We start from the raw sequence: 14,290 nt of genomic DNA, 5'->3' as shown, positions 1-14,290 counted from the left end.
AAATCGTCCCGGGATTTTCCGCCTCATGCCGCTTCGCTTGATCTTCATGGGCACGCCCGATTTCGCGGTGCCGACGCTGCTGGCACTCGTGGCCCACGGCCATGAGGTCGAGGCCGTCTACACCCGCGCGCCGAAGCCGGCCGGGCGGGGCATGAAGCTGCAGCCGACGCCCGTGGAGCAGGAAGCGCGGCGGCTAGGGATTCCCGTGCTGACGCCGACCACGTTGAAGACGCCGGAAGCGCTTGAGGAGTTTCGCGCGCACAATGCCGATGCGGCGGTCGTCGTCGCCTACGGCATGATCCTGCCGCAAGCCATCCTCAATGCGCCGCCGCTCGGCTGCTTCAACCTGCACGCGTCACTTTTACCGCGCTGGCGCGGCGCAGCCCCGATCAACCGCGCCATCATGGCTGGCGACGCCGAGAGCGGCGTGATGGTGATGAAGATGGATACAGGCCTCGACACCGGCGACGTCGCGATGGCCGAGCGGCTACAGATCACGGATACCATGACCGCCGCCGATCTGCATGACGCGCTGGCGCCGCTCGGCGCCGACCTGATGGTGCGTGCGATCGGCGCGCTGGCACGCGGCGGGCTGCAGCTCCAGAAGCAGAGCGAAGACGGTGTGACCTACGCCGCCAAGATCGAGAAGGGCGAGGCGCGGATCGACTGGCAGCGGCCCGCGCGCGAAGTGCTGCGGCATATTCACGGGCTGTCGCCGTTCCCCGGCGCCTGGTGCGAAGTCGCGAGCGATGGCGAGCCGGCACGTGTCAAGATTTTGCGCTGCGAACCGGCCAAGGGCGCGGGCGCGCCGGGCGAGGTGCTCGACGATGGGTTGACGATCGCCTGCGGCGACGGCGCGATCCGCATCCTTGAGTTGCAGCGCGCCGGCAAGGCGCCGATGAAGACTGCGGAGTTTTTGCGCGGCACGCCGCTCAAACCGCCAGCGCGGCTCGGCTGATGCCCCGCTACAAACTCATCATCGAATATGACGGCAGCCCGTTCTGCGGCTGGCAACTGCAGGAAAATGGCGCCTCGGTGCAGGGCGCGCTGGAAGATGCGGTCAAGGCGATCTGCGGCGAGCGGGTGCGCGTGCATGGCGCCGGGCGCACCGACGCCGGGGTGCACGCGCTGGGCCAGGTCGCGCATTGCGATATCGCAAAACATTTCGTGCCGGGCCGCTTTCGCGACGGGCTGAATGCGCATCTTCGGCCGCATCCGATCGGCGTGCTGTCGGCGGAGATCGTGCCCGATACGTTCGAGGCACGTTTCTCGGCCAAGAAGCGGCATTACCTCTATCGAATATCCAATCGCCGGGCCAATCTCGCGCTCGACCTCGGCAAGGTCTGGCGGCTGCCGCGGCTGCTCGACACCGATGCGATGCATGAGGCCGCGCAGCGGCTGGTCGGCAAATTCGATTTCACCACGTTTCGCGACACCGAATGTCAGGCGAAGTCGCCGGAGAAGACGCTCGACCAGCTCGACGTGATCAGGCAGGGCGACGCCGTCAACATCATCACCTCGGCGCGCTCGTTCCTGCACAGCCAGGTGCGCTCGATGGTTGGATCGCTGGTCTGGGTCGGCGAGGGCCGCTGGAACGCCGACGATCTGCAGAAGGCGCTCGACGCCCGCAGCCGCGCCGCTTGCGGCCCGGTCGCGCCGCCCGACGGGCTCTATCTGGTGCGGGTGGAGTACTAGGCGAAATACCTATCCAGCAAGCCGCGATAAATCCGCGTCAGCTTTTCCAGATCCGACACCGGCGTGCGCTCGTCGATCTGGTGCATGGTCTGGCCGACCAGGCCGAACTCGATCACCGGGCAGTAGCTCGAAATGAAGCGTGCGTCCGAGGTGCCGCCGGAGGTCGAGAGCTCCGGCTTGCGCCCCGTCACCTCCTCGATCGCGCTGACGGCCAAATCAGTGAAGGCGCCGGGTTTTGTCACGAACACGTTGGAGTTGGAATATTCCCACGCGATGCGGGCGCGGATGCGGTTGCCGCAGGCCGTCGCCAGCCGTTCTTCAACCAGCGCGCGCAGCGTTTCCTGGGTGTGGTTGTCGTTGAAGCGGATGTTGAATTTCGCGCGCGCCTGTCCCGGGATCACATTGCTCGCGGTGTTGCCGACATCGACGGAAGTGAATTCGAGATTGGAGGCCTGGAACTGCGCGCTGCCGTGATCGAGTGGCGCGTCGGAGAGCGCCACGATCAGCCGCGAAATATCCGGCACTGGATTGGCGGCGCGATGCGGATAGGCGACGTGGCCCTGCACGCCGTCGACATAGAGCGTGCCGGATTGCGAACCGCGGCGGCCGATCTTGATGCAGTCACCCAGCATTTCGACATTCGAGGGCTCGCCTAGCACGCAATGGTCGAATTTCTCGCCACGCTCGGCGCACCACTTCAAAAGCTTGATGGTGCCGTTGACGGAAATGTCTTCCTCATCCCCGGTGATCAGAAACGAGATCGAGCCTCCGCCATTTTTTTGCGGCTTGCCGCCATTGTCTTTCAGATAGTCGAGTACCGCGGCGACGCTGCAGGCGATGCCGCCCTTCATGTCGACGGCGCCTCTGCCATACAGGAAGCCGTCCCTGATCTCGCCGGAGAACGCGCCGAGCGTCCATGCGGTTTCGTCGCCGGGCGGCACCACGTCGGTATGGCCGGCAAAGGTGATGTGCGGGGCGCTGTCGCCGATGCGGGCGTAGAGGTTGTCGATATCGGCGGTGCCGGGCTCGCCAAAGGTCATGCGGTGCACCTCGAAGCCGGCGTCTTTCAGCAGGCGCTCGAGGACGCCGAGCGCACCGGCATCGGCAGGGGTGACAGACGGGCAGCGGACGAGGTCGCGGGTAATGGAAACGGCGTCATTCATACCCCGGCTTAACACGCCAAACCGGCGGCGGGCCAGCCTTGTGCGGCACCATTTCGATCTCGCTCTGCTGGTCCCAAGGCGGACGCGTATCGAGTGGCGGTTTCGGCGCCAGCGGGTCAGGCCCGAACCGGTTGGTCTTTCGCGAGCCCTTCAGGCAATACATTTCGATGAAGCCCCACAGGCAGAGAACGGCCGCGGCAATGGCGAGCGGCAGGTCGGCGTAGGAATCGGGAAGCCGGTCTGCAAACTGATTGTGGAGGCCGGGCATCGCGAAGAACGGCACCATCCACCAGCCGCTCTTGTCGCGGTCATGCAGCCGCTTGATCGACGTGGCGAAGTAGACCCACATCAGCAATGAGACGCCGAATAACTTGAAGAGGAGCCTGGGAAGATCGGCTAGCTTCAGCGTCCGGTAGACGTCGGGATCCACCAGCTTGAAGATATCCTTGGTGCCTAAACTGAACGGTGTCGGCCCGCCGAACAAGCTCTGGATCGCCACGATCACAGCGCCCAGAACAGTCAGACAGCCCAAAATGACCGGCATCGCGAGCCACAATTTGGCGCGGTTGATGCGGCCATCAAAGCGGAACAGGTACCACGTCCAGTCCATGCCCAAAGCCCCGGAGGGCGGTAGAATGCCGCCCACCCGGTACATTGGTCGCGCGGGAAAGTCCCCGGTTCGATTAGTCCCGCAGCAGTTCGTTGATGCTGGTCTTGGCGCGGGTGCGCTCGTCGACGCGCTTGACGATCACGGCGCAGGCGGTGGACGGGCCGGGCTGGCCGTTCTTCAAGGGCTTGCCGGGCAGCGCGCCGGGAACCACGACCGAATATTCCGGAACTTCGCCGATGAAGATTTCGCCGGTCTCGCGGTCGACGATCTTGGTGGAGGCGCCGAGGAACACGCCCATCGACAGCACCGCGCCCTTGCGTACGATCACGCCTTCCGCCACCTCGCTGCGCGCGCCGATGAAGCAGTCGTCCTCGACGATCACGGGCTCCGCCTGCAGCGGCTCCAGCACGCCGCCGATGCCGACGCCGCCCGAAATATGCACGCGCTTGCCGATCTGCGCGCAGCTTCCGACCGTCGACCAGGTGTCGATCATGGTCGCTTCATCGACATAGGCGCCAAGATTGACGAAAGACGGCATCAGCACGACGTTGCGGGCGATGAAGGCCGAGCGGCGCACGATCGCGCCGGGAACGGCGCGGAATCCTGCATCGCGAAAGCGGTTCTCGCCCCAGCCTTCGAACTTCGACGGCACCTTGTCCCACCACGACGCCTTGCCCGGGCCGCCGGGGATCGCGCTCATGTCGTTGAGGCGGAACGACAGCAGCACCGCCTTCTTCAGCCACTGATTGACCTTCCACTTGCCGCTGGCCTCGCGCTCGGCAACCCGCGCCTCGCCCTTGTCGAGCAGCTCAAGCGCGTGATCTACAGCCTCGCGAACCTCGCCCTTGGTCGATGTCGAAATGCCGTCGCGGGCATCGAAGGCGGCGTTGACGGTGGATTCGAGCGCGGACAGGGACATCGGGATTTCCTTAGGGATTTCGGGCGAAGTTGACGGGCTTTTTCGGGATTTGGGCAGGGAGAGTCAAGCTTCCGCTGTCGTCCCTGCGAATGCAGGGACCCATAACCACAGGTGCGGATTAATTTGATGGGGTGTCTGCCACGGTGCCCTTTTCGAGCCGCCGCGGCGTATGGGTCCCTGCGTGCGCAGGGACGACGAACTAGTTTACGCCTTTCCGCTCAACCTCTCCAAAAATCCCGTCAGATCGTCGGTCACATGATCGACGTAAGCCGCATCCCGGCCTTCCAGCTCCCAATCCTCGCGCACCACTTCCTTGGCGCCGTCGGGCACCACCAGTACCGTGGTCATGCCGAGCTGGTGCGGCACTACGAGGTTGCGGGCCAGATCCTCGAACATCGCCGACCTCAGGGGATCCACGCCATGGATGCGCAAGAATTTGTCGTAGGTCTGCGGCGCCGGCTTCGGTTCCAGCTCGGCGGCGATGATGTCGAACACCGCCTCGAAATGTTCTGTTATGCCGAGCCGTGCCAGCACCGCGCCGGCATGGTCGGTCGAGCCGTTGGTCAGGATCAGCTTGCGGCCGGGAAGTCTTGCGATCGCAGCGTCCATCGCGGGGTTCGGCTCCAGCGGCGAGTGATCGATCTTGTGCACGTAAGCCAGATAATCGTCGGCGTGCACGCCGTGCTCGGTCATCATGCCGCGCATGCTGGTGCCGTAGCGGCGGTAATAGTCCTTCTGGATCACGCGCGCTTCTTCCGCGGAGATTCTCAGGAATGCGCTGATGAACTCGCCGATCCGGGCGTCGACCTGCTGCCACAGATTGACGTGATGCGGGTAGAGCGTGTTGTCGAGATCGAACACCCAGGTGTCGATGTGGCTGAAGGCGCGGGGTGTAGTCATGCCTCTCTCACCGGGTCGTCCCCGCGAACGCGGGGACCCATACGCCGTGTAGGTTGTTGGTAAGCACGGTGCGTGTTGCCTTTAATCGTGGTTGACGGCAGTGGCCAAAACTCAGCCCTGTGGTTATGGGTCCCTGCGTTCGCATTGCGTTCGCAGGGACGACGATAGAGCGGGGCCAGCATTCCATCACGGCATCGCAAATCGCAGCGTCTTGCCGCCACTACTCATGTCGACTTGCGCAAAGCCGATCACCGCAAGCCCGCGGGTGCGGCAATCGCCCTGTTCCGATATCTCGAACTTGCTCTCGCGCGTGCAAAGCTCTTTCGAGCCGCCCCAGTTCAACGGCCTGTCCCGGTATTTGATGGCGCGGTTCTCGCCATCGACGGCTTCGGCAAAGCTGTAGACCTGTTTGGGCTGGCCGATCACGTCGGGATGCAGGCACTTGCCGGGATCGATGCGGTACCAGCCGCGGCTGGTCACCGCCTTGCCGTCGTCGGTGGCGACCGCGGCCATGACCTTGTGCGGCGTGTCATTGCACCAGGTCAGTCCCGAGGAGGAGGGCTTTTGCACGGCCTCGACCATGGTGGTGAAGAAATTCTGCGACTGCACGATGTCGGCCGTCAGCCCGCGGCTCTTCAGGAACGCGGAGAGGGCGCCTTGCGTCTTCGGCCCGTCGACACCGTCGATCGGCGCGGCGTCATAGCCGGCGATGACCAGCAGCCGCTGGATGCCGGCGAGCCGCGCCTGCTCGTCGTCATACTCGGAATCCTCGGCGAGATAGGCGATCAGGTTGCCGTCGTCGGTCCGCGTCGGCGTGATCTGCGTGAACGGTGCAGGCGTCTGGTTGCCGCGGCACTGGCGGGCGGCGGCGATGACGAAGTTCTCCGGCGCGATGCACAGCGTATCGCTGCCGTTCTGCGGGATCGGCGAGGCGCCGTAGACGCCGAGCGCGCGTGCATTCAGCAAGATGCGGTCCGCGGTCAGCGCGCCCTGCAGCACCACGCGGCAGGCGGCCGGATCGATCCGGAACCAGCCCCGCGTCGCGGTCGCCGACTTGTCGTCGATGCCGATCGCCGCCTCAACCACATAGCTCATGCGGTTGCAGAGTTTCAGGTCGGCGAAGGCGGGCAGTGAGGAAGCGAACAGCGAGATCGTCGCGGCCGGCAGGGACATCAGGAAACGGGTCAATGCTGAGCGCGACGGGCGCGATGCCCTTAACTCGTCATGCCCGGTCATGACGGCCTTCATGCGCGTCGCCGCTTTGCTCATCACTTGTGGATCAGTGTGCCGGTGCCCTGGTTGGTGAACAGTTCGAGCAGCACCGCATGCTGCGTCTTGCCGTCGATGATGACAACGCCCTGCACGCCCTGTTCCAGCGCGTAGATGCAGGTCTCGACCTTCGGGATCATGCCGCCGGAAATCGTGCCGTCGGCGATCAGTTTTCGCGCATCCTTTACCGACAGTTCCGGTATCAATTTTTTCGACTTGTCGAGCACGCCGGGAACGTCGGTCAGCAGCAGCAGCCGCTTGGCCTTCAGTGCGCCGGCCACCGCGCCCGCAAAGGTGTCGGCGTTGACGTTGAGCGTGTGGCCGTCATGCGAGGTCGCCAGCGGCGCCAGCACCGGGATCAGTTCGTGTCCGATCAACTGGTTCAACAGCGTGAGATCCACCTTGTCGGGATCGCCGACGAAACCGAGGTCGATGGCCTTCTCGATGTTCGAATCCGGATCGACCATGGTGCGCGACGTCTTCGACGCCTTCACCATGTTGCCGTCCTTGCCGCTCAAACCTACCGCCTTGCCGCCGGCTTCGTTGATGTAGCCGACCAGCTGCTTGTTGACCGAGCCTGCCAGCACCATCTCGACGATCTCGATGGTGGCGGCATCGGTGATGCGAAGCCCGGCCGCGAATTCCGACTGGATGCCGAGCCGCTTGAGCATGGTCGCGATCTGCGGCCCGCCGCCATGCACCACCACCGGATTGATCGCGGTCTGCTCCAAAAGCACGATGTCGCGGGCAAAGGCTTTTGCGGTTTCCTCGGCGCCCATGGCATGGCCGCCATATTTGATAACGATAGTTTCCTCGTCATATTGCTGCATATGCGGCAGCGCTTCCGACAGGATGCGGGCCTGATCGAGCGGGCTGATATTTTGCGCAGATGTCATGAAGCGGGTCTCGCCATTCCGGATGCCGGGGCGGGTTCTATCCGATTGGCGGGCAGGGCGCAAAGTGGGGGAATTGCGGAGTTCGTAGCCCGGATGGAGCGAAGCGAAATCCGGGGCTGTCCCGCCGGTTGATCGAGTTTTCCCGGATTGCGCTCCGCTCCATCCGGGCTACGGAATTCTCACCCCCGCTTCGGCAAGGCGGCCGCTACCGCCAGCGCCAGCCAGCTTGCGATCAGCAATGTCCCGCCGGTCGGCGCGGCCATTGGAAACAGCCCATGCCCGGCATATTGCCGTAGCGTGAGGTCGCCGGCGAACAGTGACGCCGCGATCGCGAAGCCGAACGCTGCCACGATCCCGATGCGGGCATGGATCACGCCGCGCTCAGCCAACGCGACCGCACCCAGCACGGCGATGGCGTGAAACAGCAGCATCGACGAGGCGGACGCCAGCCGCGATGCATCCGCCCCATGCGCGGACGCCGCCGCCAGCATGACGCCGTCGGCGCCCATGATGGCGGCAAGAATGATCAGGATGCGGCAGATGCGGCTCATCAGGCGCGTTCGCGCAGCAGGCGCACCATCGCCGCGCGCAGTTCGGCCATCCCGGCGCCGGAGCGTGAGGACGTCACCAGAACTTCCGGAAACGCCGCCGGATGCTTGCCAAGCGCCGCCATGGTCTCGGTGATGTGCTTTTCCAGCTCGAGCGGCTTCACCTGATCGGCCTTGGTCAGCACCACCTGATAGCTCACCGCGGACTTATCCAGCGTCTTCAGCACGTCCTGATCGACATCCTTGATGCCGTGGCGCGCGTCGATCAGGACATAGACCCGCGCCAGCGTGGCGCGTCCCTGCAGGAATTGATGGATCAGCCTGGTCCAGGACGCGACCTTGGTCTTTGGCGCCGAGGCGTAGCCGTAGCCGGGCATGTCGACCAGCCGCAGTCCTGTCGTGTCCGGGCCGTCGAAGAAGATCAGTTCCTGGGTGCGGCCCGGCGTGTGCGAGGTGCGCGCCAGCGCGTTGCGGCCGGTGAGCGCATTGATCAGGCTCGATTTGCCGACATTGGAGCGGCCGGCGAATGCCACTTCCATGCCCGCCATCGGCGGTAGCGTCTCGATCGAGGGCGAGGCCCAGACGAACTTCCAGTCGCCGGCGAAGAGTTTTCGGCCCTCCTCGATCAGCTTCGCATCAGTCTCGGCGGTCATGCGAAGTGTTCTTTCCATCCGTCATTGCGCGCGAAGCGAAGCAATCCATCTCGCCGCGGAGACGCTGTGGACTGCTTCGTCGCTTTGCTCCCTTGCGCAAACGCTTCGCGTTTGCCGCAGGCAATGACGAGGAGGGCGCCCGTCACGTCTTCTCGGCAGCCTTCTTGGGCGCGAACGTCGCCTTGATATTGTCGAACAGCTCCACCTTCACGCCGTTCTTGCGCATGATGTAGCTCTGCTGCAGCACCGAGAGCAGGTTGTTCCAGGCCCAGTAGATCACGAGTCCCGCCGGGAACGAGGCCAGCATGAAGGTGAAGATCAGCGGCATCCAGTCGAATATCATCTTCTGCGTCGGATCCGGCGGCGTCGGGTTCAGCTTCATCTGGAACCACATCGTGATGCCCATGATGATCGGCCAGACGCCGAGCATCAGGTATGGACCGACCACCGCTCCCAGCACCATGGGATCCCACGGGATAAGCCCGAACAGGTTGAAGATCGTGGTCGGATCGGGCGCCGAGAGATCCTTGACCCAGCCGTAGAACGGCGCGTGGCGCATTTCGATAGTGACGAACAGCACCTTGTAGAGCGAGAAGAACACCGGAATCTGCAGCGCGATGGGAAGACAGCCGGCGACCGGGTTGATCTTCTCCTTGCGGTAGATCTCCATCATCTCCTGCTGCTGCTTCTGGCGGTCGTCGGGGTAGCGCTCCTTCAGCGCGGCCAATTGCGGCTGCACCGACTTCATCTTCGCCATCGAGGCGTAGGACTTGTTGGCGAGCGGGAAGAACAACAGCTTGATGAGCACGGTCACCAGCAGAATGGAGACGCCGAAATTGCCGACCAGGTGGAAGAAATAGTCGAGCGCCAGGAACATTGGCTTGGTGATGAAGTAGAACCAGCCCCAGTCGATCAACAGGTCGAAGTGGTTGAGGTCGAGCTGCTTGTTATAGCCGCCGTGGCCGGCGAGGGGAAAGTTGATGCCAACGACGCCGGCTTCCTTGGCCCCGGCAAACAGCCGCGCATTGGCGCTGGCGGTGCCGCCGATCGCAATGGTCTGCGGATCCTGCAGATAATCGGCCTGATAACGAATTTTGGCGCCCGGTTCGGCGAGGAAGCGGGCCTTGAGGCGGGCCGACGTGTCAGGCAATAGCGCCGCAGCCCAATATTTGTCGGTGATGCCGAGCCAGCCATTCGTCACATTGAACTCAAAGCCCCGCCCGCCATTGCCCAGAACGGGCGCCTCGGCGACGGCCTTGTAGCCGTGCTCCTGCAGGCCCTTGTCGCCGAGATAGCCGATCAGGCCTTCATGAAGGATGTAGTAGCCCGAGACCTCAGGCGTGCCGTGGCGGGAGATCAGGGCGAACGGATAGAGCGCGACGGGCGCATTGCCGACGTTGGTGACGTCGTCCTTGATGGTGAAGAGATAGCGGTCGTCGATCGCAATGGTGCGGCGGAAGGTGAGGCCTTCGCCATTATCCCATTTCAGCGTCACCGGGTTGCTCGGCGACAGCGCGCCCGAGCCCTCCTGCTGCCACACCGTATCGCGGTCGGGAAGCCGCGCCGTCGAGCCCGAGGCTGCGACCCAGCCGAACTCGGCATAATAGGGATGAGCCGTGTTCGAAGGCGAGAACAGCACGATCGCGGGCGACTTCGGATCGACGGTGTCGCGGAATTTCTCCAGCGACAGGTCGTCGATGCGCGCGCCCTTCAGCGCGATGCTGCCCGAAACCCGCGGCGTCTCGATCTTGATGCGGGGCGAGGCCGCGATCGCGGCGTCGCGGCTGACGACCGGCTGGGGCGCGCCCGGCTGGCTGGCGGGCGTGGTGGTGGATGGCGCCGAACCCGGTTGTGGCGTGGTCGATCCCGGTGTCGTCGATCCCGGCGCCGTCTGCGGCGACGGCTTGGCGAGTTCGGCCTGGGTCTGGGTTTGCGCGCGCTGCCGCTCCATCTGCGGCATGTTGTAGAAATACTGCCACGCGATCAGCACAAGGCCGGACAGAATGACGGCGAGGATGGTGTTGCGATTATCGGTCATCGTTTTGGGGTCTCGCCATTCAATTCGATTTGCGGCTCGCGCCGCCCGGTTCCGACTGAAGTCGGAACCCATTGTCTTTTCGTTTTGACGCGTTTTCTTGACGCGAACCGGTATCCACTTCGCTCGAAAACGCATTCGTTGCCGGCTGCCGGTCGAGGCGATGCAGCGCCGAGCGGAGATCGTCGAGCATGGTTGCGAAGTCGCGGGTGAGCGCGGCCCGGCGGCCGACCAGCACATAATCATGGTGTGGTCGCATGGATATGACGTCCAGCCGCTTCACGAGTTCGCGAAGCCGGCGCCGGATGCGATTGCGTTCGGTGGCGGTACCGTTCTTTTTGGTAACGGTGAAACCGATCCGGATCGGGCCATCATCGTCGCGGAGGCGGCCCTGCACCACGAAGGCAGCACTGTTTGCCCGCGTGCCATTGGCAACGGCGAGAAAGTCCGCCCGCTGCCTCAGCCGATCCATGAATGAAATCTCCGGAAGATCCGGCTCAGGCGCTCAGACGCTTGCGGCCACGCGCACGGCGAGCGGCGAGAACCTTGCGGCCGCCGGCGGTGGCGAGACGGGCGCGGAAGCCGTGACGGCGCTTGCGCACCAGTTTGCTGGGTTGATAAGTCCGCTTCACGGGTTAGTTCTCCGCTGACCGGGCAATTTGCCTGTTGGATTGAGATGCGTCCGATGATGCGGGCCGGCCCGAAAAAGGGCCATTTACGGCCCAAACGAGCCGCCCCCGGTGGAACCGGGCCATCGCGGACAGTTGGCGCGGCTTATACGGGAGCGACCTGTTTTCGTCAATGTCGGGGGTTGCCGGATCAGCCGTTCTTTGAAACGTCGCAATTGGGGCGAATATATCTGTTTTCGCGGGGTTTTTAGGGGCGAGACGGCGGCGTGCCCGGACCATCGGAACATCAGGACATTAGCGATCGGTAATTTGACCGCTCGGTGGCCCAAACGCATCCTCGGAATCAGTGTACGGATCAGGACCAGCGCCGGTTTCTGAGTCGGCGGGGCTCCAAACACAGCGATATCAAGGCGGATGTTCGTGTCAGCGACCAACGATCAGTCGACCCCTCAAGCGCCGCGGCCGTCGGGCCCGCGTCGGCTCGGCCTGTCCGGCAAGCTGCTGCTGCTGACGATCCCGCTCGTAATGATCGCCCTCCTGATGATCTACGTGCCTTCGATCGCGAATTTCTGGACCAACCGGCTGAACGATCGCCTCGCGGCGGCCAACACTGCCGCCTTGGTGCTGGATGCCGCGCCGCTTGGCATGGTGCCGGATTCGCTGGCGCGGCAGATCCTGACCAGCGTCGGCGCCCGCGCGGTCGCCATCAAGATGGGGCAGCAGCGCCGGCTGCTTGCCAGCGCCGACCTGCCGGCGGCGATCGACCGCGATATCGACCTGCGGACCCTGACGGTGTGGTCCGCGATCGTCGAGTCCTTTGAGACCATGCTGGACACCGGCAACCAGACCATTCGCGTGGTCGGGCCCGCGCCCGGCGGCGCGCAATTCATCGAGGTCGTGGTCGATGAAAAGCCGCTGCGACAGGCGATGTACCGCTTTTCCGGCAATCTGCTGCTGGTCTCGCTGGGGATCGCGATTCTCGCCGCCGGGCTGGTCTACCTCGCGCTGCATTATCTGTTCGTGCGGCCGATGCGGCGGCTGACCGCAAATCTCGTCGGCTTCCACGAAAACCCGGAAAGCGCGGCGCGCATCATCGTTCCGAGCCAGCGCGGCGATGAGATCGGCGTGGTGGAACGCGAGTTGTCCGACATGCAGCGCGACCTCGTCTCGATGCTCTCCCAGAAGAGCCGGCTCGCCGCGCTCGGCCTTGCGGTGTCGAAGATCAACCACGATCTGCGCAATCTTCTTGCGTCCTCGCAACTGCTGTCGGACCAGCTTGCCAGCGTGCCCGATCCGAGGGTGCAGCGCTTTGCGCCGAAACTGATGCGCTCGCTGGAGCGCGCCATCGATTTCTGCCAGTCGACTCTTTCCTATGGCCGCGCGCAGGAAGCCGAGCCCGACCGCCGCATGATCCTGATCGAGCCCGTGGTGGCCGAGGTGCGCGAATCCGCCGGCCTTGCCGCCGATGCTTCGATCACCTGGATCAGCGCGATCGAGCGCTCCCTCTCGATCGATGCCGATCCGGACCAGCTGTTTCGTGTCCTCCTCAACCTGGTGCGCAATGCGGCCCAGGCGCTGGAAAGCGCCAAGGGCGATGCCGCAACCTTGCAGATCCGCATCACCGGCCGCCGCGAAGGCTCGGTCGCGATCATCGAGGTGTCAGACACCGGCCCCGGCGTGCCGGCGAAGGCGCGCGAGCACCTGTTCGAGGCGTTCCAGACCTCGGGCCGCTCCGGCGGCAGCGGGCTGGGGCTGGCCATTGCCGCCGAACTGGTGCGCGCCCATGGCGGCGACATCCACCTGGTCGAAGGCACCATCGGCGCCACCTTCCGGGTCTCGATCCCGGACCGCCCGGTGGAACTGCAGAGCGTCCGCAACGAGCGGGCGCTGGCGTAAGGCGGTCGCCACCGTCGCTCCGACCTCGGCAGATCGCGTGAGGCGGACGCTTGTCAGGCGGGGCAGGCCAGGCTTCGTGCACGTCACTGCAGCTTGACGCCCCCCGCTTTGCCGACCTGCGCCCACTTCTCCATCTCGGCCTTCACATGGGCCGAAAACTGTTCGCCCGTGCTGCCGACCGTGGTTGCGCCCTGAAGGGCGAGCTTGTCCTTGACCTCGGGCGAGTTCAACGCCTCAACGGCCGCTGAAGATATCTTGGCGGCGATGTCGCCTGGAATGCCGCTCGGCGCCACGAGCCCATACCAGTTGTTGGCGAGCACCTCCGGCATGCCGAGCTCGGCCGTCGTCGGCACGTCGGGCGCGCTCGGGGCACGCTTGGCGCTGCCGATAGCGAGCGCACGGAGTTTGCCGGCCGTCACATTGCCGAGCAGTACGGGAATGTCGGCGAACATCATGTTGACGTGACCGCCGAGCAGGTCGTTGACGGCGGGCGCTGCGCCTCGATATGGCACATGCTCGATGTCGACGCCTGCGGACACCTTGAGCAATTCCCCTGCCATGTGCGGCACGCCACCGACGCCGGTCGAGGCGAAATTGAGCTTGCTGGGTTTGGACTTGGCGAGCGCGATGAGCTCGCCGAACGTCCTGGCCGGGACGTTGTCGGCGACGACCAGCAATTCGGGAACCTCGACCACCTGCGTCAGGAGCTTCAAGTCCTTATGCACGTCGTACGGCATCAACTCGGAAAGCACCGGCGTGATCGCGAGCGGGCCGGCGCTCGAAAGGCCAATGGTGTAGCCGTCGGGTTCTGCTTTCGCGACCGCCGCTATTCCCGTCACGCCGCCGGCGCCGGCACGGCTTTCGATGATGATCGGCTGGCCCAGCAGAGGCGCCATCTTCTCCGTCAGCACACGGGCGATCGTGTCGGCCGGACCGCCCGCCGGAAACGGCACGACCAGCTTGATCGGTTTGTTGGGGTAGGACTGCGCCTGTGCCAATTGCGGCCCGACCAGAAGCGCGGCTACGATCATCCCGCGAACAAGACTTCGCATCATTACTTTCCTCCCATGTGCGAGG

The 14,290-nt window shown here is 64.4% G+C and carries 15 protein-coding genes; 3 read left to right on the top strand and 12 right to left on the bottom strand.

All coding sequences use genetic code 11. The features are described from left to right. Nucleotides 1–25 precede the first annotated feature (25 nt). Nucleotides 26–958 (top strand): methionyl-tRNA formyltransferase, encoded by a 933-nt coding sequence (fmt, locus tag V1279_RS32625; RefSeq protein ID WP_334444533.1) that lies wholly within the window; start codon nt 26–28, stop codon nt 956–958. Next, entirely contained in the window at nt 958–1,695 is a 738-nt protein-coding gene (gene truA, locus V1279_RS32620; protein WP_334444531.1) for a tRNA pseudouridine(38-40) synthase TruA, read from the top strand. The genes fmt and truA overlap by 1 nt, the downstream gene beginning before the upstream one ends. On the opposite strand, the gene dapE is transcribed toward truA, so the two are convergent. The 11 genes from dapE to rpmH all read right to left on the bottom strand — a co-directional run bounded on the left by dapE (nt 1,692) and on the right by rpmH (nt 11,320). Further along, nucleotides 1,692–2,858, bottom strand: coding sequence for a succinyl-diaminopimelate desuccinylase (gene dapE / locus V1279_RS32615; RefSeq protein ID WP_334444529.1), 1,167 nt, complete (start codon nt 2,856–2,858; stop codon nt 1,692–1,694). The genes truA and dapE overlap by 4 nt on opposite strands. Beyond that, on the bottom strand, nt 2,851–3,468 hold the full coding sequence (locus V1279_RS32610; protein ID WP_334444527.1) for a DUF805 domain-containing protein: 618 nt from the start codon (nt 3,466–3,468) through the stop codon (nt 2,851–2,853). The genes dapE and V1279_RS32610 overlap by 8 nt, the downstream gene beginning before the upstream one ends. A gap of 73 nt (nt 3,469–3,541) precedes the next feature. Beyond that, nucleotides 3,542–4,387 carry a 2,3,4,5-tetrahydropyridine-2,6-dicarboxylate N-succinyltransferase gene (gene dapD, locus V1279_RS32605; protein ID WP_334444525.1) on the bottom strand — a complete coding sequence of 282 codons (846 nt, stop codon included), beginning with the start codon at nt 4,385–4,387 and terminating at the stop codon, nt 3,542–3,544. 204 nt (nt 4,388–4,591) lie between these two features. Continuing rightward, entirely contained in the window at nt 4,592–5,287 is a 696-nt protein-coding gene (locus V1279_RS32600) for a pyrimidine 5'-nucleotidase (protein WP_334444523.1), read from the bottom strand. Nucleotides 5,288–5,473: 186 nt separating this feature from the next. Continuing rightward, complete coding sequence (locus V1279_RS32595) at nt 5,474–6,460, bottom strand: DUF1036 domain-containing protein (RefSeq protein ID WP_442894928.1); 987 nt, start codon at nt 6,458–6,460, stop codon at nt 5,474–5,476. A 95-nt stretch (nt 6,461–6,555) separates the two neighbouring features. Next, nucleotides 6,556–7,452, bottom strand: a complete 897-nt coding sequence (gene argB, locus V1279_RS32590) for an acetylglutamate kinase (protein WP_334444521.1) — start codon at nt 7,450–7,452, stop codon at nt 6,556–6,558. Between the two features lie 179 nt (nt 7,453–7,631). Next, a complete protein-coding gene (locus tag V1279_RS32585) occupies nt 7,632–8,003 on the bottom strand; it encodes a DUF423 domain-containing protein (protein ID WP_334444519.1) in 372 nt (123 codons plus the stop codon). Then, a complete protein-coding gene (yihA, locus tag V1279_RS32580; RefSeq protein WP_334444517.1) occupies nt 8,003–8,653 on the bottom strand; it encodes a ribosome biogenesis GTP-binding protein YihA/YsxC in 651 nt (216 codons plus the stop codon). The genes V1279_RS32585 and yihA overlap by 1 nt, the downstream gene beginning before the upstream one ends. A gap of 142 nt (nt 8,654–8,795) precedes the next feature. After that, entirely contained in the window at nt 8,796–10,691 is a 1,896-nt protein-coding gene (yidC, locus tag V1279_RS32575) for a membrane protein insertase YidC (RefSeq protein ID WP_334444515.1), read from the bottom strand. A 19-nt stretch (nt 10,692–10,710) separates the two neighbouring features. Next, nucleotides 10,711–11,160 (bottom strand): ribonuclease P protein component, encoded by a 450-nt coding sequence (rnpA, locus tag V1279_RS32570; RefSeq protein ID WP_442894850.1) that lies wholly within the window; start codon nt 11,158–11,160, stop codon nt 10,711–10,713. 25 nt (nt 11,161–11,185) lie between these two features. Next, complete coding sequence (rpmH, locus tag V1279_RS32565) at nt 11,186–11,320, bottom strand: 50S ribosomal protein L34 (RefSeq protein WP_008542748.1); 135 nt, start codon at nt 11,318–11,320, stop codon at nt 11,186–11,188. 411 nt (nt 11,321–11,731) lie between these two features. Between rpmH and V1279_RS32560 the strand changes: the two genes are divergently transcribed. Further along, nucleotides 11,732–13,213, top strand: coding sequence for an ATP-binding protein (locus V1279_RS32560; RefSeq protein ID WP_442894849.1), 1,482 nt, complete (start codon nt 11,732–11,734; stop codon nt 13,211–13,213). An 83-nt stretch (nt 13,214–13,296) separates the two neighbouring features. On the opposite strand, the gene V1279_RS32555 is transcribed toward V1279_RS32560, so the two are convergent. Beyond that, on the bottom strand, nt 13,297–14,268 hold the full coding sequence (locus tag V1279_RS32555) for a Bug family tripartite tricarboxylate transporter substrate binding protein (protein ID WP_334444511.1): 972 nt from the start codon (nt 14,266–14,268) through the stop codon (nt 13,297–13,299). Nucleotides 14,269–14,290: the final 22 nt, after the last annotated feature.

Source organism: Bradyrhizobium sp. AZCC 1610, assembly GCF_036924515.1.
GTDB lineage: Bacteria > Pseudomonadota > Alphaproteobacteria > Rhizobiales > Xanthobacteraceae > Bradyrhizobium.
The sequence above is the reverse complement of the archived record's forward strand: the minus strand, read 5'-3'. Positions and strand labels throughout refer to the sequence as shown.